Below are 22,759 nucleotides of genomic sequence, written 5' to 3'. Positions count from 1 at the left end.
CTCACCAAGCGGCGACTGCACCGTCCGTGCGCGGCTCCGTCCCGGCGGCGAGCACGCCGGTGTCAGGATCGCGCCAAATGATTTGCCCGCGGCCGAACGGACCTCCGTCAAGCGCCACACGGATGTCATGCCCTTTGCGGGCGAGCGCTTCGGCGATATGGCGCGGGAAGTGCGGCTCCACCAACACCGTTTTTCCTTCCATCCACTGCCAACGTGGCGCATCGAGCGCCGCTTGCGGGTTCAAGTCAAAATCGACCGTGTTCATGATCACTTGCAAATGCCCTTGCGGCTGCATGAATCCGCCCATGACGCCGAACGGACCGACCGGCGTGCCGCCTTTGGTCAAAAAGCCAGGGATGATCGTATGATACGGCTTTTTCCGCGGCGCCAGCCCATTCGGATGGCGTTCATCGAAGACAAAGTTATGGCCACGGTTGTGCAAGGCGATGCCGGTGCCTGGGACGACAAGGCCCGAACCGAAGCCCATATAGTTGCTTTGGATGAATGATACCATATTGCCTTCGCCGTCGGCGGCGGCCAAATAGACCGTTCCGCCTTTTGGCGGCGTCCCCGGCTCCGGTGTGAGCGCCTCCTCGCCGATTTGCGCCCGGCGCGCGGCGGCAAACGACTCCGACAACAGCTCGTCTGGGCTGCAGCTCATATAGCGGCGGTCGGCGATGTACGCTTTCCCATCGGCAAAGGCAAGCTTCATCGCCTCGATTTGCCGGTGGTGCGTCTCGACATCCGGGACACTTGGCACGTCAAACCCGTTCATGATGTTTAACGCCATTAAGGCCACAAGCCCTTGACCGTTCGGCGGAATTTCCCACACCTCATAGCCGCGGTAGGAGACAGAGATCGGCTCAACCCATTCCGGCTCGTACTCGGCGAGGTCATCCGCCGCCAAAAAGCCGCCGTATTGCTTCGAGAAAGCAGCAATTTTTTCCGCCAGCTCGCCGCGGTAAAAGCTTTCTGCCTCGGTTTCAGCGATCAAGCGAAGCGTCGCGGCATGATCCGGTGACGCCCACACCTCGCCGATCTTCGGCGCGCGGCCGCCCGGCGCAAACGTTGCAAACCAGGCGGCGAACTCCGGCCCACGAAGCGCTTCTTTGTATGTACGGAACGCCGCAGCCCAGTACTTTCCGAGCACTGGCGACACCGGATAGCCGTTTTCCGCATAGGCGATCGCCGGCGCGAGCGTTTCCGCAAGCGGCAGGCGGCCAAAGCGCTTGGACAGCGCCGCCCACGCCGCCGGCGCCCCCGGAACGGTCACCGGAGCGAAGCCGTATTTCGGCATCTCCGTATAGCCGCGCTCTTTGAGCGCTCCAATCGAGATCGCTTTCGGCGCATAGCCGCTTGCGTTCAATCCATACGGCTTCCCGTTCGTCCAAACGAGGGCGAACGCATCGCCGCCGATGCCGTTCGATGTCGGCTCAACGACCGTTAAACAGGCGGCCGCGGCGATCGCCGCATCAATGGCATTGCCGCCTTTTTTCAACACATCAAGCCCCGCTTGCGCCGCGAGCGGCTGCGACGTTGCGACGACGCCGTTTTTGGCAAACACCGTCATCCGCTGCGATGGGTATGGGTGGTATAGGTAGTCCATGGCAACCCCTCCTCACTTCACTTCATGGCAAGCGACGAAATGGCTTGAAGCCGCTTCTTTCCACTCCGGCCGCTCTTGTTTGCATCGTTCTGTCGCCACCGGGCAGCGCGTATGGAACGGGCATCCTTTTGGCGGGTTGGCCGGGTTCGGCAAGTCGCCTTCAAGACGAATGCGCTCCCGCTTCACGCCCGGTTTCGGCCGAGGAATGGCGGACAGCAATGCTTTTGTATATGGATGGAGCGGATTGGCGTACAGCTCCCGCGACGGAGCCAGCTCCACTGCATGGCCTAAATACATGACAAGCACACGATTACAAAAATGACGCACGACCCCTAAATCGTGGGAAATAAACAAATACGTCAGTTCGTGCTTTTCTTGAATGTCTTTTAATAACTTAATGATTTGCGCTTGCACAGATACGTCCAAAGCAGACACCGCCTCGTCGCAAATAACGAGCGACGGATTCAAGGCAATGGCTCGGGCGATGCCAATCCGCTGCCGCTGTCCGCCGCTGAATTCATGCGGGTACCGGTCGTAATGTTCTGGGCGAAGCCCGACTTCTTGAAGCAATTGCAATACCCGCTCTTCGCGTTCAGCCTTTGTCATGTTCGTATGGATGACAAACGCTTCTTCCAAGGCATGGCCGATGCGTTGGCGAGGGTTGAGCGACGCGTACGGATCTTGGAACACCATCTGCATCTCTTTTTTCCACTTTTTGCGTTGCCGTTCCGGCAAGCGGCTGATCTCCTCACCCCGAAAGAAGATGGCGCCACCCGTCGCCTCTTCAAGGCCGAGAATCGTTCGGCCGAGCGTCGATTTTCCGCATCCCGATTCACCGACGATGCCGATGCTTTCCCCGGCAAACACATCGAGGGAGACGTTTTCGACCGCTTTGACATAGCCTTGGATACGCCGCAGCAGTCCCCCTCTGATTGGGTAATATTTTTTGACGTTTTCCAGCTTAAGAAGTGGCTGCTTGGACTGGCTCATGGCTGTGGGCTCCCTCCTCTAGCCAGCAACGGACAGAATGGCTGGCGCTGATCGTTTTCTCTGGCGGCGGCGCCGTGCGGCATTGGTCGGTCGCAAACGGACAGCGCGGGTGGAAGCGGCAACCGTCAATTCGTTCGTGCAAGCTCGGTAGCGTCCCTGGAATCGGTTCAAGCGAATACTCCTCATCATCGACGCTCGGCACGGATTTCAACAACCCTTTTGTGTACGGGTGGCGCGGGTTGGCGAAAATACTTTCGACATCGCCTTCTTCCACTTTCTCACCAGCGTACATGACCATCACTCGATCCGCCATTTCCGCGACCACGCCCATGTCATGAGTGATCAAAATGACGGCCATATTCAATTTTTGTTTCAACTCATTGATCAAATCCAAAATTTGCGCCTGAATGGTCACATCCAAAGCAGTTGTCGGTTCATCCGCAATAAGCAAGCTCGGATGGCAGGCAAGCGCCATGGCGATCATGACACGCTGCCTCATCCCGCCGCTCAACTCATGCGGGTATTGTTTCATCCGCTTTTCCGGAAACGGGATGCCGACTTGCTTGAGCAGTTCAATGCTTCGTTCGTGCGCTTCCCGTTTCGACAGTTTTTGATGAAGCATCAATGGCTCACGAAGTTGATAACCAACTGTAAACACAGGGTTGAGCGCCGTCATTGGTTCTTGGAAAATCATTGAGATTTCATTGCCGCGGATGCGGCGCAGCTCTTCTTTCGACAATTTCACCAAGTCGCGGCCGGCGAACTCAATCGACCCACTCTCGATCGTTCCGTTGTTTGGCAGCAACCTCATAATAGACAGCGAGGTGATGCTTTTTCCACATCCTGATTCGCCGACGATGCAGAGTGTTTCTCCTTTGCGAACCGAAAAAGAAACCCCCCGCACTGCGGAGACTTTTCCCTCCGTCGTGCTGAAGGTCGTGACAAGGTTCTCGACACGCAGCAATGTTTCAGCCATGCTATCCCCTACTCTCTATGAACGTGATAGAGCGACCATTGTCCTGTCGGATCGATCTCCAATCCTTTCACCGATTGATCGACGGCTGCCGTCACAACGCCGTGGTTCATCACGACAACGGCTGCGTCTTTCAGCAAGAATTCATTCGCTTCTTTTAACTTTTGCTTGCGTACTTCTGGGTCAATAGCCGTGCGCGACTCTTCTACGAGTTTATCGAACGTTGGGTTGTTGTAGAAGATTCGATTTGTTGCCCCCATATTTTTTGAATGAAAGTTCGGATAAAACAACTCGCTACCATCAGCAGTGAGATTCGCCCAACTTAGGAATGTTATATCATATTTCCCTTGTCTCGCTGAATCTAAGAATGTTCCCCACTCCATCGATTCGATTTCGGCGTTGATACCAACTTCTTTCAACTGGGCTTGAACGATCTCCGCCATTTTCATATGGGTTGCTGTATTGGCTACAAGCATTTTAATCGTTATTCCTTTATAGCCATGCTCTTCAACGAGCTGTTTCGCTTTTTCCGGATCATAGGTGTAAGCGACGTTTTCTGACGATTCATCATAGCCGAACACTTTCGGGCCGATGACACTGTTTGATTTCACCCCAAGTCCTTTCAGCTGCTGAATATACTCATCTTTGTTGATCGCATAGGAAACGGCCTGACGGAAGGCGAGTTCGTTCATTGGTTTCTTTTTCATATTAAACCCTAAATAGTAGACCGGCGTGCCCTCTTTTTTAATCAGCTGGACGTTTTTCATCGATTCGATGCGGGACAACTGTTCAGCCGGGATATTGTCGATAAATTGCACATCGCCGGTCTGCAGCATCGAAATCGCGGTCGTCACTTCCGGAACAACTTTGAACGTCACTTTCTCCAGCTTCGGCGCACCTTGCCAATAGTCATCGTTTTTCTCTAATGTCACATGGTCGCCCGGCACCCATTCGACAAATTTAAACGGACCGGTGCCAACTGGCTGTTTCATCAAGTCTTGCTTTTGATCGGCTGTCGGACTGACGATAGAAGCATTCGTATGTGACAAAGCCGCCAACATCGGGCCATATGGGTACTTGGTTTTGATTACTACCGTGTAATCATCTTTCACTTCGACCGATTCAACCGGTTCAAGAAGCGAGGCCCGCGGCGCCGCCGTCTTCGGATCTCTCAGCTTATCAAACGTATACTTGACTGCTTCGGCGTTAAAATCAGTGCCATCATGAAACTTGATGCCTTTTCTCAATTTAATAACCCACGTTTTATCATCTGGAGTTTCATACGATTCCGCCAAATGCGGCTTGATTTCCATCGTCTCTGGATCGCGGACGAACAACGTTTCATACACTTGATCGATAACCGTCGATGATACAGAGTCGTTCGTTAAAATCGGCGAAAGGCCAACGACGTCAGATGTCATCGCATACGTCAATTCTTGGGCAACGTTTTCTTTCCCTTGTGATCCGGATGAGGCATTGTTAGAAGCGGATTTGCCTGCGCATCCAGCCAATGCTCCAGAAATGGCAAGCATGAGAACAAGCAAGACGTAAGACCAATACTTCTTTTTCACTGTTCTTCCCTCCAAAACGGTTTATTTATTTATGTTTGATTAATTGATATCCATGTTTGGATCCAGCGCATCGCGCAATCCGTCGCCAACGACGTTAAAGGCGAAGACGACGAGCATAATAGCGATGCCTGGAACGACCGTCATGTGCGGCGACGTCCACATAAACGCCTGGCCAGCGGCAATCATGGCTCCCCACTCCGGCGTCGGCGGCTGAGCGCCGAGCCCCAAATAGCTGAGCGAGGCAGCAGATAAAATGGCAGTTGCCATGCGCATCGTCGCAAACACAATGATCGGCGCCAAACAGTTTGGCAAAATATGTTTGATGATGATACGGGCGTTGCTCGCCCCGAGCGCTTTCATCGCCAAAATATACTCGCGATTTTTGATCGACAAAACGCTGCCACGGACGATGCGGGCGCACGTCGGGATCGACCAAATGCTAATGGCGATCGCCACATTCATCAAGCCGGTGCCTAAAATAGCGATGATGAGCATGGCAAGCAAAATGCCCGGAAACGCAAACAGCAAGTCGACAATCCGCATGATCAGTCCGTCGAGTTTTTTGTAATACCCTGCCAACAGGCCGAGCGCCACCCCACCGATGAGCCCTAAGCTGACGGAAACGATGCCGACAACGAGGGAAATGCGGGCGCCATATACGATGCGACTCCAAATATCCCGCCCGTAGTTATCGGTTCCAAGCCAATGTCCATCGGAAAAAACCGGCAGCTCAGCCGCTGACAAATTTTGCTTGACCGGATCATGGGTGGCGAGCCACGGGGCAAAGATGGCCATGAGTACTTGAATGGCGATGATGACAAGCCCCACGATTGCCAACTTGTTTTTCAGCAACCGCCTGAGCGTGGTGATGTACATTTTTTCTTTCTTGCGTCCAAGGTCGGCTGTCGCATGGCCTGTTTTCACCGCTGCACCGGTTTCCATTCATTTTCCCCCCTTTCTATCGCTCATTTAATCGTAACTAATACGCGGGTCGATAAATGTATAAATAATGTCAACAATCAGGTTGACTAAGACAAACAACGTAGCAACAAGCAAGACGGAGCCTTGCACCATCGGGAAGTCCCGGGCGGCAATGGCTTGCACCATCAGGCGGCCGACGCCGTTAATGGCAAAAACCTGTTCGGTGATGATCGTGCCGCCGAGCAAAAAACCAAAGTTTAGGCCAATGACAGTAATGACGGGGATCATGGCGTTGCGCAAGGCATGCACCCAAATGACCGTCCGCTCTCTTAAGCCTTTGGCCCGTGCTGTCCGAATAAAGTCGGCTCGGATGACCTCGAGCATCGACGAACGGCTCATTCTCGCAATCATTGCTGCTGACCCGGTCCCAAGCGTAATGGCCGGCAGCACCAGCTGCTTCAACCCTTCTGCCGTATAAAACGGCTGATCCAACCCGCCGACGGGAAGCAACTGCAAGTTGACAGCGAAAATTAAAATGAGCACGGTGCCAAGCCAAAAGTTCGGGATCGAAATGCCTGCCAAAGCAAAGACGGTGCTGGAGACGTCAAACCATGAATTTTGCCGGATGGCAGAAATAATGCCGGCAACGACACCAATGATGACCGCCACAATAATGCTGGCGATGGCTAGCTTAAGCGTGTTCGGAAACCGCGTCATGATCGCGTCCCACACCGGCTGTTTCGTTTGGTACGAATAACCAAGATCACCATGGAGCACCCCGTTTATGTAACGGCCATACTGGACAAGGAACGGGTCGTTAAGCCCTAAATCTTTGCGGATGGCCTCTATGTCTGACTGTGATGCGGTCGGGCCAGCAATGATCGTTGCTGGGTCCCCCGGAGCGATATACATGCTCGTAAAGACGAGGAACGAGATGCCGACCAATAGGAGGATAAGCTGAAAAAATCTTCTGACAATCATCCCTACCATCATACTCACTCCTTTCCGTTGTTTATATAAAAGAGAATTTTATATGCATTTGTTAATTAAAATCAAATTGATATTTAACAAAGTTAATTTTTATTTTGTTTTTTATGATTATATAGGAATTCGAATCATTTTTCTACATAATTCTCTAAAAAAATTGAATTTTTTATTATGAATAAAAAAAAACGCCCCTTTACGGGACGCTTTTTACCGGGCTTCACGGCCCTGCCAGAGGCGGCCGCTACAACTTCAACCCCGTCCGGCTCTTAAAGCGGCGAAGCAAAATATGGCTTTCGACTCTCGTGATGCCTTCTAACGCATACAGCTCATTGTTGATGAATTTTTCGAGGGCGGCAAAATCTTCAACGAGAACGTGCATATGGAGCGTGCTCGGGCCGGTCATTTGGTAGCAGCTCGCCACGTTTGGGTTTTCGGCCAGCTTTTGCGCCACTTCGACCAAATACGCCGGCTCGCAGTCAACCTCGAAAAACGCCGAGACTTGCTTGCCGAATTTCTCTGAATTAATGACGACGGTGAACTTTTCAATGACGCCGTGCTTGACGAGCTGGTTGACCCGTTCGCGGACGGCGACGCGCGAGAGATTCAGTTTTTTGCCGATGTCGACGTATGACATTCGGCCATCTTCAATCAACAGCTCAAGAATTTTGCGGTCGATGTCATCTAGTTTCACTGCCTTGTCACCCGCCTAGCATCCATTTTCTATCATTATACCCGCTCCGGCTGCCAGGTTGAAAGCTTTTTCATCCCTCTAGGGCGCAACATGACGATGAAAAAAGGCCCGCCCGTTTGTCTTGGCAAACGGACAGGCCTTTTCGTCGCATTTTTCGTTTCCTCTGCTAGGCGCTTTGTCGATTACGCTCTTGCCATGCCGATCGAGGCGTCTGGCGTTTTGTAGGACGAAGCGTCGTTGTTTTCGTCTTGATTGTTGTCGCTTGGCGCCGTCGAATGATCGTCAGCCGGCGCTTGTTCATTCGCCGGGTTTTCGTCTGTCGGCGCTGTTTCGTCGCTTGGCATCAATTCTTTTTCTTTGCTCGTGGCGGCGCGATCGCTTCCTGCGTTGTCTTCCGCTTTGTCAGTCAAAGCAGTCAACGGTTTGTCGACATAATCAATCGGATTCACCGCCCGGCCGTCTTTGCGAATTTCAAAGTGGACGTGGATGCCGGCTTCTTTGTTGAATTCGCTTTGCCCTGCCTTGCCGATCACTTCGCCTTGTTTCACCGTGTCGCCAGCTTCGACTTTCACGTCAGCGAGCGATTGATAGACGGTCGTAACCCCTTGTTCATGGTTGATTTCGACAACGTAGCCTAAAATCGGGTCTTTTTCCGCTTTCGTCACCGTGCCGCTTAAGGAAGCGGTGACGTCAAACGTTTTGCCGTCTTGGCGCACCAAGTCGACGCCTTGGTTCGGGTGGTACGTATGATCATAAAAGACGAGGGCTGCTTCCTGTTCTGCTTCCGATGCGTTGTCATCATAGAACGGCGTTTTCACTTGCACCGCATTCGGATCAAGCACCGGCATCGCAATCGTTTCGACCGTTTCATTGACCGGAACAGCTGGATTTTCTTGCTGGGCGGTGCCGTTTTTCGCCACGTTGTCTCTGCCCGTATTCTCCTCTTTGCCCAATTGGAACCAAAGCGCGCCAGCGACGATCAACGCGGCAGATGATAAATAGATCGCCGGAAATACCCAACGTTTGCGGAACAGACGCTTCAGCGACGATTGTTTTTGTTCCTCTCTCATGTTCATCACCTCAGCAACCATTTTGAACAGAAAGAGGAAAAGATATACACATAGAAAATAATTTTTTCACTTATTTTTTGACATTAGGCTAGATTTTTATACAAAAAAATAAGGGGGCGCATGGCGAGGGGCGTCTCCCTGCCTTTTGCCCCGAAAGTTTGACAGAAAAACCGGGGAGCGAGGCCCCCGGCTCATCAATTTTTCGCCGTCAGCTTGTTCAAAAACGCCGTCGCCGACGAAATATGGACGCCGCGGTAATAATATTTGACAATGTCAGCGTACGTTTTCCCTTCTTTGGCCATAAAGTTGGCCCCGTATTGACTCATGCCGACGCCATGGCCGTAACCTTTCGTCGTAATGACGATGTCATCTCCATTGCGCACCCAAGTGAAATCACTCGACGGCAACCCGAGCCGTTCGCGCACGTCGCGGCCCGTAAACGTCTTGCCGCCGATCTTCACTTCGCCGACACGGCGTCCGGGGGTGCGCGATACAATGACGCCGACTGATCCGTCAGCAGGCAACGTCACCCCAAGCCTCCGTTCAAATTCGTCCACCGACATCGTCTTCCGCTGGTGAAATTTCGGCGATTGTTTGTCCCACGGGCTGGCGACGCTTTTTAAATACGGAAAATCGCTTTGCCAATAGGCTTCGGAATTTTCCGTGTAGCCGTTGCTTGTCGAAAAAAACAGCGCCTCGATCGGCTCGTTGTTGTATGTCAAAATTTGTCCTTGCGTGTCCATCACCGCTTTTGTCACTTTTTTGATTTTCCAATCGTAGTCGCTGCCCCATAGCTTTCGCAATTCGTCATCGCTGTAATACACTTGATGGGTCACCGTATCCGTCACGTTCGCCCCTTTTGGCAGGCGAAACGGCTGGTTGGCGAGCAGTTGCTTGACGATGTATGTTCGTGCCGTCAACGCTTGCGCCTTTAATGCCTCGAGCTCAAATTCAGCCGGCATTTCCGCCGCGACGACGCCGATGACGTATTGCTCGAGCGGAATATGTTCGACGCGTTGTTCTTTGCTTCGATAGACCGCCACGTCGATGGACGGCCCTTCGGCTGCCTGCGACCGCTGGATTTGTTCTTGCTTGTGCAGTTGTTCGGCCAACTTAGCCACCTTCCCGTCATAAAATGGAAGAACGAGCGCCGTCGGAATGACGAGGATGGCGACAAACAGCGAGAAAGCGAGCACCATCACTGGTTTCAGTCGTTTCACCATAGCCGAGCCCCCAATATGCGTTTTCCAAGCACAAGCGGACATCGCGAACGAATGCCTGCATTGGCTTCGGTTCGTTACTATAGTTATGGGCTCGGACAAGTATGTATGACATTTTTCTTTTCATAGAAAATCCTTGAGCGCGTTTCGCCCTCCGCCTAAACATGAAGCCGTTGAAAAAAGTCGGTGACTGAATAGGGGGCGATGGAACAAGGGGCTTTTCGAAAGCACATGTTTCACCACCGTCGCGACTTGCCGCGCGCGATGCGATCAAGCTTATGGAGAAATTTCATACAGACGGTCTTTCTCTGAGCTTCAAAACAGGCCGTTAGGAACGAACGGCTGTTTTTTACCGTCCTTCGACGGTCGCCCGTGTTCCAAGAAAAAAACGACCATTCCCTGCTGAAAGGCAGTTCACGGTCGTTTTTTCGCTCGTTATCCGTTCCATTTGATCGCTTGCACTTGATCGAGTTGTTCCATCTCTTCGCGGACGCGTTCAATGTCGGCCCCAAGCGCAGCCAACTTTTCGTGGAAGCGGACATACCCGCGGTCGAGATGACGAAGCTCGGTCACGCGCGTGTAGCCGTCCGCCGCGAGTCCAGCCAAAATCAACGCCGCCGCTGCGCGCAAATCGGTGGCCGCCACTTCGGCGCCTTGCAGCTGGCACGGGCCATTAATAATGACGGAACGCCCTTCAATTTTAATGTCGGCGTTCATGCGCCGGAATTCCTCCACATGCATAAAGCGGTTTTCAAACACCGTCTCGGTGATCATGCTCGTGCCTTCCGCTTTCAACAAGAGAGCCATCATTTGCGACTGCATGTCGGTCGGAAAGCCCGGGTATGGCATCGTTTTAATGTCGACGGCTTTCAGCTTTTCCGGACCGATGACACGCACGCCGTTTTCCTCTTCAATGACGGTCACGCCCATTTCTTCGAGTTTGGCGATCAGCGAGCCTAAATGTTCCGGAACGGCTCCTTGCACGAGGACATTGCCGCCGGTGATCGCCGCCGCCACCATAAACGTGCCGGCTTCGATGCGGTCCGGAATGACCGTATGCGTTGTGCCGACGAGCTCGTCAACTCCCTCAATTCGAATCGTTCCGGTGCCGGCGCCGCGCACTTTGGCGCCCATCGCGTTCAAAAAGTTCGCCAAATCGACGATTTCCGGCTCTTTGGCGCAGTTTTCGATCACAGTCGTGCCTTCCGCGAGCACGGCGGCCATCATAATGTTTTCCGTCGCCCCGACGCTTGGAAAGTCCAAATAAATTTTGGCGCCGCGGAGCCGTCCGTTCACTTCCGCATCGATAAAGCCATTGCCGACTTTCACAGACGCGCCCATCGCTTCAAATCCTTTTAAATGTTGGTCGATCGGGCGCGAACCAATGGCACAGCCGCCCGGCAGCGCCACGCGGGCTCGGCCGTTGCGCGCCAACAGCGGCCCCATGACAAGCACCGACGCACGCATTTTTCGCACATATTCAAACGGCGCTTCCACCGTCAACGGACCGGTGGCATCGACGGTGACCGTCTCGCCGGCAATGTGCACATCGGCGCCTAAATAGCGGAGCACTTCGCTGATTGTATATACATCGGAAAGAGCAGGCACATCATGAATCGTACTTGTTCCTTTCGTGGCCAATAAAGTGGCAGCGATGACAGGCAAAACGGCATTTTTTGCGCCTTCCACTTTGACGGTGCCGCTCAACCGGTTTCCGCCACGGACGATGATCTTTTCCAAGGTATTCCCCTCCGCGTCCAATTTCTCTATATTAGTATTCAATGGTAATGATTGGGGTTCCAGCAACGACGCGCGTCTTGCCGCCCAAACTTTTCCTCAAGGCGAGTTGCAGGTTGATCGGCTGATGATTGGCGGCCGGGAGAACGTTCTTCCACTGCCCAGTATATGCAGACAGGGAAACGAGTGACTCTTCCCGCAGCCACTCGACAGGCGTCGCTTGAAGATCACGCAGCAATTGAGAGGCTTGATCGAACAAACCACCTTTCATATTACCATTGAACTCGCCTTCAATACAAGCAAAAAATGTAGGGTGATTCACAAATAGTCCGTTCGTCGTTTCTTGAATGTGCTGTGCTGCGTCTTTCCAGCTAGCTTGGCTCCACGTTGGGCCGGTTGCTTCATAGAGGATATACGTTTGCGGCGTTCCATTTGTGACGGTCGTCACGAGCTGAATTTGTTCACGAAAGAAGGAATGGTCGTTCGTGCCGATCGCTTTTTGCCAATGTCGGGTATGGTGGAACGTCCAGCGAAAGGAGCGGTATGTTTGTTTCAATTCCGCCATTTTTTTTAAAAAATCCGCATCATTTTGAATATCGTGGGCATACTCTCTTGTGTACACGACCCAGCGGCCGAGCGAAGCACCGTGCTGCGCCAATGTGCGCGCCATCATTTCCAACGGTTTGGACCATTCGTTCCCCTGAGCGCCTTCCGTCCGGTGTTGCCCTGCGGCCAGCAACAAGACTGCAGCGGCCAGCACCATCAACCAACTCATTTGTCTCATCTTCGTTCCCTTCCTCTCCTTACTTGTTATTGTTGCCACCGGACAAGGGAACATACGTCAAAAAAATCGACACATAACGGTTTTTGAAATCGGTTTCATGAATAAAAACCAAAGAAGACGGGCAACCTATCGGCGCAAAGAACGAGGCGGCAGACGGGGAAAGGACAGAGGTCGGATGAGGATCAGCTTGCCGCTAAACATCGTCCAAACGCTGGCTCAAGAAAAGAGACAACCGTGGCAGTGTAACAATGGGACGTCGACCGCTTTCAACGCCGCCTTTCCCGCGTTTCTGAACAGGCGGTTGAGGGAAATGGGACGTCTTTCGCCGCCGTTTTAGACAAGGATACAGCGAAAGGCAGAATAATCCGCCACGTGCGAAACAACGGGCCAAACAAAAAGCCCTCCCCAATGCCGCACCGGCAAAACAGCAGGGCGGAAAAGGACGGAAGGGAAATGCGGCGGCAACGGATGAAGCCTCTTGTCGGCGAGGAGCGGGGGCCAAAGCGGCGCCATGCAGCTCATGCCATACGGCGCCCCGGCCTCTTTAATCGCGGAATAAATACGGCAAATCGGTCGACCACGCCCAATAGTCGAGGAAAAAGTTCGCCACCGTCGAGCCGATGGCGATCGTCAATAAAATGTACAGCAGACGCCCTTGGACGACGCGGTTCGGCCGAAGCAGCACCTCGAGCCGCACCGCCTGCAGCGTCCACCACGTCACCGCTAGAAACGCTAAGTGGACGATAATCGAAATCAACGCTTGTTGACCAATGACCGGCATCATCAAAGTTCACCTCTTTCCCAAGTATACGTGAAACGGTGCATATGACGCTTCTGTTCATTTCCGAAACGCCGCAAGCAGCCAATGCCGCGAATGGACTAAAAGCGGCGCATGGCAAGCCTTTCGGTCCCGAAACAAAGCATTCCCTTCTTTCCCGAGACCGAAACAGCCTCGCAGCCAAAGCACTCCCGTCTCCCAAAACAAAGCAACCGGCGCATACACCCCATTTTTTCACGCGGCCAGCGGCGCAAAAAAAGAGGAGAGGCTTCCCTCTCCCTTTATTCTACTGTTACGGCAAAAAATCGCCAAAATGTCCAAACTGGGCGAGCACATCGTAAGCCAGCCCCGGCGCCCAGCCGATCGCCAACGTTCCGAGCGCGCAAAGGACGACGGCGGTCGACAGCCCGGCCGGCAGCCGTCCGAGCGGCGCGGTGAACGTCGGACGGAAAAAGAGCTGGACGATCAAATTGAAATAATACACGTACGAGATGACGGTCGTGATGGCCATCACCGCAGCGAGCACGTAATGGCCTGGCTCCGTGACGACAAGGCCGATGAATATATACAGTTTGGCGATAAACCCGGCCGTGCCCGGGATGCCGGCAAGCGAAAGCAAAAACAGCCCGAGCGCCGCAGCCAGCAGCGGGCGGTGTCGGTATAAACCGGCGAGCCCATCCAAATCATCGGAGCCGGTTTCATTGACAATATGGGCGATAATGGCAAACGCCCCAATGTTCATTAACGTATAGACAAGCAAATACATCCAGAGTGAATCGATCATCGCCCATGACATCGCAGCAAACCCAGCGAGCAAGTAACCGGCGTGGGCGATGCTCGAGTAGGCGAGCAGCCGCTTTAAGCTCCGCTGCCGAAGCGCCACGACGCTGCCGATGATCATCGTCAGCCCGGCCAATATGGTGATGACCGGCTGCATCGACAAGAGAAGCGACGACGGCTCGCGCCCTTCAGACGGCGCAGCGGCAAACATCGTCACCAACAAGCGGAGGAGAAGAACAAAGCCGGCCGTTTTCGACACGACGGCAAAAAACGCCGTCGCCGGAACGGGCGCCCCTTCGTACACGTCCGGCGCCCACATATGGAACGGAACGGTCGCCAGCTTAAACGAAACGCCGATGAGCAAAAGGAGAAACGCCAAAGCAAGCATGTACGGCTCGTTCGTCTCCTGCAGCCGGCGCGCGATGTCGCCGAGATTCGTCGCTCCGGTCAAGCCGAACACATAGCTCATGCCAAACAGCATGATGGCGGTGGCGATGCCTCCGTTAATGACGTATTTGAGCGCCGCCTCGTTTGAGGCCGACGCTGTTTTGCGCAAGCCGGCCAAAATGTAGGACGACACCGAGAGCAGCTCAAGGCTGACAAATAGTGTAAGCAAGTCGCCGCTGGACGCCACCATCATCGCCCCAAGCAGCGCAAACAGCATCATATAGGCAAATTCGCCGCGGTGAGGACTGCCTTCTTTCGGCTCCCACTCAGCCACTAAAAGCAGGGCGAGCGCTCCGCCAGCCAACAAAATGAGCTTGAACGCTTTTGCGAACGCATCGAGCCGAAACGTATCATGCAAAATCGACGCCGGCTCGGCCGGGATCATCGCCGCTGTCGCGATCATGGCGAGCGCCGCCGCCGCCGCGGCGCCCCAGGCGAGCGGACGACGGCTTCGATCACTTGGCAGCGCCAAATCAATCACCAGCAGCACGATGGCGGCCGCGAGGACGATCCATTCGGGCGCCATCATGCTCCAGTCGGATTGCCATACATTGTTCATTGGATCAACCCCCTAGCCCGTTCATCATCGTCTCGACCACGGCATCCAGCGGCGCGGCCAATAGCTGCGGATAGACGCCGACGGCCACGATCAAGGCGACGAGGATGAACGCCGGCACAGCTTCTTTCGCTTGCAAGTCAACGACGCCCCCTTGCAGCTCGCCTAGGCTTGCCGCAGATACTTGCGGATCACGCCAGCCCACGACCGCTTCCTGACGGTCGCAGGCGCGGCCAAATGTAATGTCAAGGATGGCCTTCAGCGAGTAAACAGCGGCGAAGATCAACCCAAGCGCCCCAGCTGCGGCAAGAGCCGGCTTCGTTTGGAACAGCCCGAGAAACGAGGTAAATTCGCCGACAAACCCCGCCATCCCCGGCAAGCCAAGCAAGGCGAGCGCCGCCGTGAGCAAATACCCGGAAAAAAGCGGCATCGCTTTCGCCAACCCGCCGAGCCGGTTGATGTCGGTTGTTCCCATTCGATGGGCGAGCACGCCGACAAGCAAAAACGACAAGGCCGAGATGAGCCCGTGAGCGACCGATTGAAAGACCGCCCCTTGAATGCCGGCCTCATTCAACGCGCCGAGGCCGATGAGCACAACCCCCATATGCGACACGCTCGAGTAGGCGAGCACGTGCTTCAGTTCGCGCTGCCGAAGCGCCAACAGCGCGCCGTACAGCACGTTGATGACGCCAAACACCGCAATGGCGCCGGCGAATGCGCGGAACTCGTCCGGAAACAAGCCGACCCCGAAGCGAATCATCCCGTACGCCGCGATTTTCAGCAACACCCCGGCATGAAGCATAACGACCGGCGGCGGCGCTTCGACGTGGACGCGGATGAGCCAGCGGTGGAGCGGAACGGCCGGCAGCTTGACGGCAAACGCCAACAGCAGCCCGCCGAGCAGCCAACGCCGCCCTTCCTCCGTCAGCGGCGCAATCCATTGTCCTTGGGCAACAGGATTATGTAACATCTCATGGAGCAAGGCAAAGTTCGCTGTTCCGGTGCGGGCGATGAGCACCGCGATCACGACAAGCAACAAGGCCGAGCCGAGCCCGTTGTACAGCAAGTAGCCGTATGCCGCCCGCTCTCGCTCAAACCCGCCCCATTTGCCGACGAGAAAAAACATGGCGACCAACGTCACCTCTAAAAAGAGGAAAAACCAGACGAAATTGGCGGCGGCAAACACGCCGAGCATGCCGATCTCGAGCGCCAACAGCCAGAGAAAAAACCCTTTTTTCTCCGTTTTGACAAGCATCGACGCGACAGCGGCCAACGTCGCCAACACCGCAGTCAGAACGATAAAGACAAGCGACAGCCCGTCGATGCCAAGCTCATAGCGGATGACATACGCCGTGTCAGTCAAAAATGGCAGGTCAGTAAGCCGCACCCAGTCGCGTGCTTCATCGAGCTGCTCGAGGCGAAACCCGCGTCCGGACTGGATGAAAGCAAACAACGCCAAAATGAGCGGCGGTACGGTGGCGGCCGTCCCGAGCCATTGAATCATCTTCGCATCCGTTTTGCGGACAAACATCAGCAACACGATGCCTAACAGCGGTGAAAAGACGAGCAACGATAAAAACGTCATAGCCAGTACCCCCCTGTCAAGGCAAAGATGACGACCAAGATCGCCAATCCGGACACCGTCACCGCCCCATACGTCTGCACCTGCCCGTTTTGCCCGCGCGATCCAGCCGAGGCAGCCGCACCGACGATGCCGGCGGCAAGCCGGGCGAGCCCTTCAACGAGGAAGCGGTCGACATACGCCAACAGGCGGCTGATGAATGACACGAGCGCCACAACCGTAAAACGGTATATGTCATCGATATAGTAGTGGCGGCGCAACAGCTCATCGATATACGGAACGCGCGCGGACAGCCAATCGCGCGGCATTTTCTGCGCCCCGTACATCAGCCAGGCAAGGAGAATCCCAGCGAGCGACACGACTGTCGCTATAACGGCGATCCATCCCGGCGCCGCTTCATGATGGTACGTTCCATCGGTCAGCCATTCGCCAAGGAACGAGCCAAACCACGGCGTTTGCATGTACCCGGACGCAATCGACAGCACGCCTAGCACAAGCATTGGCGCCACCATCGAGGCTGGCGCCTCATGAGCATCTTCATGACGGCGCGCTTTGCCGGCAAAGACGAGGAAAAAGAGCCGGAACATATAAAACGACGTCAACAGCGCCGCAGCAACCGCGAGCCAAAAGAGGAGGCGCGGCCCGTTCGTCCAGGCGGCGGCCAAAATTTCGTCCTTGCTGAAAAAGCCGGCAAACAGCGGCACCCCGCTGATCGACAGCGCCCCGATGAGGAATAGCGGCGCGGTCCATGGCAGCCGCCGCCAAAGCCCTCCCATTTCCTCAATGTTTTGTGTATGGACGGCATGGATGACGCTCCCGGCGGCCAAAAAGAGGAGCGCTTTAAAGAAGGCGTGCGTCGTCAAATGGAAGATGGCCGCGACATAGCTGCCTGCGCCAAGCGCCAACATCATATAACCAAGCTGGCTGATCGTCGAATAGGCGAGGACGCGCTTAATGTCCGTCTGCACTAAACCGATCGTCGCGGCGAAAATGGCCGTCACCCCGCCGATCGCTGCCACCGTCATCATGGCCGCATGGCTTGCCTCATACAGAGGAAACAACGCGGCCACAAGATACACCCCAGCCGCCACCATCGTCGCGGCGTGGATGAGCGCCGACACCGGCGTCGGGCCTTCCATCGCGTCCGGAAGCCACGTGTGGAGCGGAAATTGCCCCGATTTGCCGATGGCACCGATGAAAATCAGGATCGCCGCGAGCATCGTCATCCCCGGCGACAGCGTGCCGTCTCCGACGGCGCGGAAAATGTCATCGTAATCAAAGCTGTTTGTCTGCCAAAAGAGGAGCATCATGCCGATGAAAAAGCCAACGTCGCCGATGCGCGTCATGATGAACGCTTTTTTGGCCGCCGCTTTTGCTTCTTCTTTATAAAAGTAAAAACCGATCAGCAAGAACGACCCGAGCCCGACGAGCTCCCAAAAGATGTACGCCTGCAGCAAATTCGGCGACAGCACAAGCCCGAGCATCGCAAACGTAAACAACCCTAAGTACGCATAAAACGTCGAAAACCGCTCATCTCCAGCCATGTACCCTTGCGAATACACATGAACGAGCCAGCTGACCAGCGCGACGACGACAAGCATCCAAGCGTTTAGCGCGGTGACGGAAATCCCGGCCGTCAATGTCACATCGCCCAACGTCATCCATGTCCAATTCGCCTCATACGTCGACCCACCGAGGCGGTCAACGAGCACAGCGAACGCCAAAAGCAGCGACAACAACGTCGCGGCGATGCCGACATAGGCGCTTGCTTGCTTCCACCTCTGTCCGAACAGCAACAACAGAATGAACGAACCAAGCGGGAACAGCGGCACGATCCAAGCCAGGTTCATCATCGTTTCCATCTCCTTCTCTAATGTTTCAACGAATTGGCTTCATCGACTTGAACCGTCTTCCGGCTGCGGTAAAAGGCGATGAGCGCGGCTAAACCGACGGCTGCTTCCGCCGCCGCCACGGCGATCGCAAACAGAGCGAACACGTGCCCGCGAACGCCGGGATGGGCGCCGTATTTGGCAAAAGCGACGAAATTGATGTTGACCGCATTTAACATCAGCTCAATGCAGATGAGCACAATGACCGTATTCCGCTTCGTGAGCGCCCCGTACAGCCCGATGCAAAACAAAATGAGCGCCAGCGCCAAATAAGCCGATAACGTCATTTGTCCCCCGCCTCCTTGCCGTCTTTTTTCGCCAGCACGATCGCGCCGATCAAAGCGACAAGTAAAATGACGGACACGATTTCAAACGGAATCGTATAATACGAGTAAAGCAATTTGCCGATCGTCTTGACGTTGTCGCCCGCCAATGCGCTGCCGTCAGCGCCAAAGTCGAGCCGGCGGATGCCGAAGTAGACGGCAAGGCCGAAGGCGATGACGGAGATGGCGGCAACCGCTTTATGCCAGACGCCGCCGGTGGTTTGGCGCTCCTTCTCATCTCTATGATGGCGCGTCAGCATGATGGCAAACAGCATGATGATCGTGATGGCTCCGGAATAAATGAGCACTTGCACGACAGCGACGAATTCAGCGGACAACAGCACGTACAGCCCGGCAATGCCTAAAAACGTCATGACAAGAGCGACGACCATGTGGACGACGTTCGTCAGCTGGAGCATTGTCACCCCGCCCGCAATCGCCGCGAGGGCAAGCAAGAAAAAGGCGATGTCTGTTCCGCTCACGGCTTATTCTCCCTTCTTATGTTCGTATCGTTTTCATCCAGCCAGGCCAAATCTTTATACAGAGCGTCGCGGCTGTATTCGGCGAGCTCAAAGTTGTTCGTCATGACAATCGCTTCCGTCGGGCACACTTCCGTGCACAAATCGCATAAAATGCAAATTTCAAAGTTGATGTTGTACGTCTCAATCACTTTCCCTTTTTTCGCCGGGTCCGGGTGCTTTTTCCCGGTCAGCTGGATGCATTCGGTCGGGCAAATGTTGACACACTGGTTGCACACGATGCATTTTTCCGGATAAAACTTTTGGATGCCGCGAAACCGATCCGGGAGCGGGAGCGGTTCGTGCGGGTAATCGTACGTCACCTTTTCGCGCGTCAATTCCTTTAATGTATACGCTAATCCTTTCATCAACCCGATCATCCGTCTACCCCTCTCATGGGAAAATGGCGTTCCGACACGACCTTTGTCCGAAGGAGGAGGCCATGCTCATGGGCGGCTGCCCCCTTCCTGGCAAGGCAAGTTGCTTTGTTCCTTTAGAAAAACCACGCCTTGACGACCGCCGTCAACACGATATTGACGAGCGAAAGCGGAAGCAGCACTTTCCAGGCGAACTCCATCAGCTGGTCGGCGCGCACGCGCGGAAATGTGGCGCGAAACCAAATGAGGACGAAAACGACCGCACAAAACTTCAACGCAAACCAGACAGCCCCAGGAATCCAGCCGAGAAACGCGACCGGATGCCAGCCGCCGAGAAACAAAATCGTCACGAGCGCCGCCATCGCGAACATGTACACATACTCGGCGAGCATAAAGAACGCCCAACGGAACCCGGAATATTCGACATGGAACCCCGCGACCAGCTCGGACTCCGCCTCCGGCAAGTCAAACGGTGTCCGGTTCAACTCGGCCACCGCGGCAATGAAGAAGATCAAAAACGCCAGAGGTTGGGCGAAAATGAACCAGACGTCTTTTTGCGCCGCAACGATGTCGACCAAATTCATGCTTCCAGCCAAAAGCACGACGCCAAGCGCCGACATGACGAGCGGAATCTCATATGAAATCATTTGCGCGGCCGCACGCATGCCGCCAAGCAATGCGTATTTGTTGTTCGACGCCCAGCCGCCGGCGACGACGCCGACGGTCGTCAAGCCGGAGACGGCGATATAATACAACAGGCCGACGCCGATATCGGCAAACCGGAACGCATCGGTAAACGGCAGCACTGCCAGCACCATAAACGACGGCGTAAAGGCGATGATCGGCGCCAGCACGTAGAGCGGACGGTCGGCCGCTTTCGGAATCGTGTCTTCTTTCAACAACAGCTTCAACACGTCCGCAACGGTTTGCAATAGCCCGAAGCGGCCGCCGACTTGGTTCGGGCCGATGCGCCCTTGCATAAACCCCATCACTTTCCGCTCCGCCAAAATGGCGTACGTGACAAAGGTGAGCACGACCGCCAAAAACAGTGCCCCAAGCCCGAAAAAGAGGGCGATGTTCGACCAGCTTGGCGCGGATTCAAGCCATTGTTCCATCATCCGTCGACCTCCCCAAGCACAATGTCAATCGACCCAAGAATGGCGATGACATTGGCCAAGTTTTCTCCTTTGAGCAGCTTCGGGAGTATTTGCAAGTTGTAAAACGACGGGCGCCGGAATTTGAGGCGGTACGGCTCTTTTTTGCCGTCGCTCGCAATATAGCAGCCGATCTCGCCGCGCGGCGCTTCGATGCGGACGAACGTCTCCCCAGGCGGCGCTTTAATGATGCGGGGCACTTTTCCCATGATCGGCCCCTCAGGCGGAAATTGCTCACACGCCTGCTCGATAATGCGGAGCGACTGTTCGATTTCCGCCATTCGGCATTCATAGCGGGCGAGGCAGTCGCCGCCGTCGCGCACCGGCACATCAAAGTCAAAGCGGTCGTAGATCGAATATGGCTCATCTTTGCGCAAATCCCATTTGACGCCGGTCGACCGCAAGTTGACGCCGCTCAACGAATAGCTGATCGCCTCTTCTTTCGTATACCGGCCGACACCGGCGACGCGCTGGCGAAAAATTTCATTGCCGGTGACAAGCTCATGATAGCCGTGAAGTTTCTCCCGCATGTACGGAACGAACTGCTTCACTTTGTCAATCCAACCGTCCGGCGCATCCCATTTGACGCCGCCGATGCGCATATAGTTGAACGTCAGCCGCGCTCCAGACAGCTCATTTAATAGATTAATAATCATTTCGCGTTCGCGGAACGCGTACAAAAACGGGCTCGTCGCACCGAGGTCGAGCAAATACGTCCCCCACCAGACGAGGTGGCTGGCGATCCGCCCGAGCTCCATGGCGAGAACGCGCAAATATTCGGCCCGCTCCGGCACTTCAATGCCCATCATCGTTTCGACCGCATGGCAAAGCACGTAGTTGTTCGTCATCGCCGACAAATAGTCCATTCGGTCCGTGTACGGGATGATTTGCGTATATTGCAACCCTTCGGCGATCTTCTCAGTCCCGCGGTGCAAATAGCCGATGACCGGCGTCGCCTCTTGGATGATCTCGCCGTCAATTTTTAAAATGAGGCGGAACACCCCGTGCGTGCTCGGATGCTGAGGGCCGACGTTCAAAATCATTTCCTCTGTGCGCAGCATCATCTACACCTCCGCATCATACGGCTCGTAATCTTTGCGCAGCGGATGTCCAACCCATTGTTCGCCCAGGAAGATGCGGATCAAGTTCGGGTGGCCGCGGAAACGGATGCCAAGCAAATCGTACGCTTCGCACTCCGGCCAGTTCGCCCCAGGCCAAAGCGGAACGAGCGAATCAATTTCCGGATTGTCGCGCTCGATTTTTACTTTCAGCGCCACCGGCTGCCGGTTCGGGTATGAGTACAAATGGACGTACACTTCCATATGTGTCTGAAAATCGGTGCCGTGCAGCTCGGACAAATAATCAAACCGAAGCTGTTCATTGTATTTCAAAAACTCGGCGACTTTGTAGTACGCCTCTTTTTTCACGACAAGCGTCGGCACGTCTTTGGCCAGCCGATTGATGTACGCGTCCTCAAGCACATCCGGCCCGAGATGCTCATGAATGACGCGGACATATTTCTCAAGCAGCGGATCGTTCGGCGACGGGGCAACGGATCGTCCGGTTCCGCCGTCGGCGTCAGCTGCTCCAGCCTTTGCCCGGGCGGCCGCTGCCGCTTTCGCCTTCGCCGCGGCAGCGGCTTTTTGCTTGGCCAGTTCGTCATCGCCGCCTGACGCTTCCGCCGCTTTTTGTTTAGCTAATGCAGCGGCTCTCGCCTTCGCTGCCGCGGCTGCCTTTTTCTTTGCCAGCTCAAGATCGTCCTCCGCTCCACCTCCCGCGGCTGCCGCCTCGCGTTGCTTCCGCAA

General features: G+C 54.9%; 21 protein-coding genes. All 21 read right to left on the bottom strand.

Features of this window, described 5'->3' with window-relative positions:
- Nucleotide 1: 1 nt before the first annotated feature.
- Nucleotides 2–1,606 carry a gamma-glutamyltransferase family protein gene (locus GJ1_RS11820; protein ID WP_066232649.1) on the bottom strand — a complete coding sequence of 535 codons (1,605 nt, stop codon included), beginning with the start codon at nt 1,604–1,606 and terminating at the stop codon, nt 2–4.
- A gap of 12 nt (nt 1,607–1,618) precedes the next feature.
- Nucleotides 1,619–2,596 carry an ABC transporter ATP-binding protein gene (locus GJ1_RS11815; RefSeq protein WP_066232645.1) on the bottom strand — a complete coding sequence of 326 codons (978 nt, stop codon included), beginning with the start codon at nt 2,594–2,596 and terminating at the stop codon, nt 1,619–1,621.
- Nucleotides 2,568–3,572 (bottom strand): ABC transporter ATP-binding protein, encoded by a 1,005-nt coding sequence (locus GJ1_RS11810; protein WP_044732808.1) that lies wholly within the window; start codon nt 3,570–3,572, stop codon nt 2,568–2,570. The genes GJ1_RS11815 and GJ1_RS11810 overlap by 29 nt, the downstream gene beginning before the upstream one ends.
- An 8-nt stretch (nt 3,573–3,580) precedes the next feature.
- Nucleotides 3,581–5,140 (bottom strand): glutathione ABC transporter substrate-binding protein, encoded by a 1,560-nt coding sequence (locus GJ1_RS11805; RefSeq protein ID WP_066232642.1) that lies wholly within the window; start codon nt 5,138–5,140, stop codon nt 3,581–3,583.
- 39 nt (nt 5,141–5,179) lie between these two features.
- On the bottom strand, nt 5,180–6,082 hold the full coding sequence (locus GJ1_RS11800; protein WP_066232638.1) for an ABC transporter permease: 903 nt from the start codon (nt 6,080–6,082) through the stop codon (nt 5,180–5,182).
- Nucleotides 6,083–6,109: 27 nt separating this feature from the next.
- The gene (gene nikB, locus GJ1_RS11795) at nt 6,110–7,051 is read right to left on the bottom strand and encodes a nickel ABC transporter permease (RefSeq protein WP_066232635.1); all 942 of its coding nucleotides are present in this window, start codon (nt 7,049–7,051) and stop codon (nt 6,110–6,112) included.
- A gap of 238 nt (nt 7,052–7,289) precedes the next feature.
- The gene (locus GJ1_RS11790) at nt 7,290–7,739 is read right to left on the bottom strand and encodes an Lrp/AsnC family transcriptional regulator (protein ID WP_015376050.1); all 450 of its coding nucleotides are present in this window, start codon (nt 7,737–7,739) and stop codon (nt 7,290–7,292) included.
- Between the two features lie 182 nt (nt 7,740–7,921).
- Nucleotides 7,922–8,809, bottom strand: coding sequence for a stage II sporulation protein SpoIIQ (gene spoIIQ / locus GJ1_RS11785; RefSeq protein ID WP_066232632.1), 888 nt, complete (start codon nt 8,807–8,809; stop codon nt 7,922–7,924).
- 194 nt (nt 8,810–9,003) lie between these two features.
- On the bottom strand, nt 9,004–10,032 hold the full coding sequence (gene spoIID / locus GJ1_RS11780; RefSeq protein WP_066232631.1) for a stage II sporulation protein D: 1,029 nt from the start codon (nt 10,030–10,032) through the stop codon (nt 9,004–9,006).
- Nucleotides 10,033–10,464: 432 nt separating this feature from the next.
- Complete coding sequence (gene murA / locus GJ1_RS11775; protein WP_066232629.1) at nt 10,465–11,769, bottom strand: UDP-N-acetylglucosamine 1-carboxyvinyltransferase; 1,305 nt, start codon at nt 11,767–11,769, stop codon at nt 10,465–10,467.
- 31 nt (nt 11,770–11,800) lie between these two features.
- Nucleotides 11,801–12,550, bottom strand: a complete 750-nt coding sequence (locus GJ1_RS11770; RefSeq protein WP_066232628.1) for a YwmB family TATA-box binding protein — start codon at nt 12,548–12,550, stop codon at nt 11,801–11,803.
- Nucleotides 12,551–13,094: 544 nt separating this feature from the next.
- Nucleotides 13,095–13,334, bottom strand: a complete 240-nt coding sequence (locus tag GJ1_RS11765) for a DUF1146 family protein (protein WP_066232625.1) — start codon at nt 13,332–13,334, stop codon at nt 13,095–13,097.
- Between the two features lie 286 nt (nt 13,335–13,620).
- The gene (gene nuoN / locus GJ1_RS11760; RefSeq protein ID WP_066232622.1) at nt 13,621–15,114 is read right to left on the bottom strand and encodes an NADH-quinone oxidoreductase subunit NuoN; all 1,494 of its coding nucleotides are present in this window, start codon (nt 15,112–15,114) and stop codon (nt 13,621–13,623) included.
- Nucleotides 15,115–15,118: 4 nt separating this feature from the next.
- Complete coding sequence (locus GJ1_RS11755) at nt 15,119–16,696, bottom strand: NADH-quinone oxidoreductase subunit M (protein WP_066232619.1); 1,578 nt, start codon at nt 16,694–16,696, stop codon at nt 15,119–15,121.
- A complete protein-coding gene (nuoL, locus tag GJ1_RS11750) occupies nt 16,693–18,546 on the bottom strand; it encodes an NADH-quinone oxidoreductase subunit L (protein WP_066232617.1) in 1,854 nt (617 codons plus the stop codon). The genes GJ1_RS11755 and nuoL overlap by 4 nt, the downstream gene beginning before the upstream one ends.
- Before the next feature lie 17 nt (nt 18,547–18,563).
- Nucleotides 18,564–18,869, bottom strand: a complete 306-nt coding sequence (nuoK, locus tag GJ1_RS11745; protein WP_066232614.1) for an NADH-quinone oxidoreductase subunit NuoK — start codon at nt 18,867–18,869, stop codon at nt 18,564–18,566.
- On the bottom strand, nt 18,866–19,387 hold the full coding sequence (locus GJ1_RS11740; protein ID WP_066232611.1) for an NADH-quinone oxidoreductase subunit J: 522 nt from the start codon (nt 19,385–19,387) through the stop codon (nt 18,866–18,868). Before GJ1_RS11740 ends, nuoK begins: the two co-directional genes overlap by 4 nt.
- A complete protein-coding gene (nuoI, locus tag GJ1_RS11735; RefSeq protein ID WP_044732821.1) occupies nt 19,384–19,803 on the bottom strand; it encodes an NADH-quinone oxidoreductase subunit NuoI in 420 nt (139 codons plus the stop codon). Before nuoI ends, GJ1_RS11740 begins: the two co-directional genes overlap by 4 nt.
- Nucleotides 19,804–19,916: 113 nt before the next feature.
- A complete protein-coding gene (gene nuoH / locus GJ1_RS11730; RefSeq protein WP_066232609.1) occupies nt 19,917–20,918 on the bottom strand; it encodes an NADH-quinone oxidoreductase subunit NuoH in 1,002 nt (333 codons plus the stop codon).
- Nucleotides 20,915–22,015: an NADH-quinone oxidoreductase subunit D gene (locus GJ1_RS11725; protein ID WP_066232701.1), complete on the bottom strand. Its 1,101-nt coding sequence runs from the start codon at nt 22,013–22,015 to the stop codon at nt 20,915–20,917. The genes nuoH and GJ1_RS11725 overlap by 4 nt, the downstream gene beginning before the upstream one ends.
- A 3-nt stretch (nt 22,016–22,018) precedes the next feature.
- Nucleotides 22,019–22,759: NADH-quinone oxidoreductase subunit C (locus GJ1_RS11720; protein WP_157068386.1), on the bottom strand; the 741-nt coding region annotated here is incomplete at its 5' end.

The sequence above is a fragment of the Geobacillus jurassicus NBRC 107829 genome (assembly GCF_001544315.1).
GTDB classification, from domain to species: domain Bacteria; phylum Bacillota; class Bacilli; order Bacillales; family Anoxybacillaceae; genus Geobacillus; species Geobacillus jurassicus.
The sequence above is the reverse complement of the archived record's forward strand: the minus strand, read 5'-3'. Positions and strand labels throughout refer to the sequence as shown.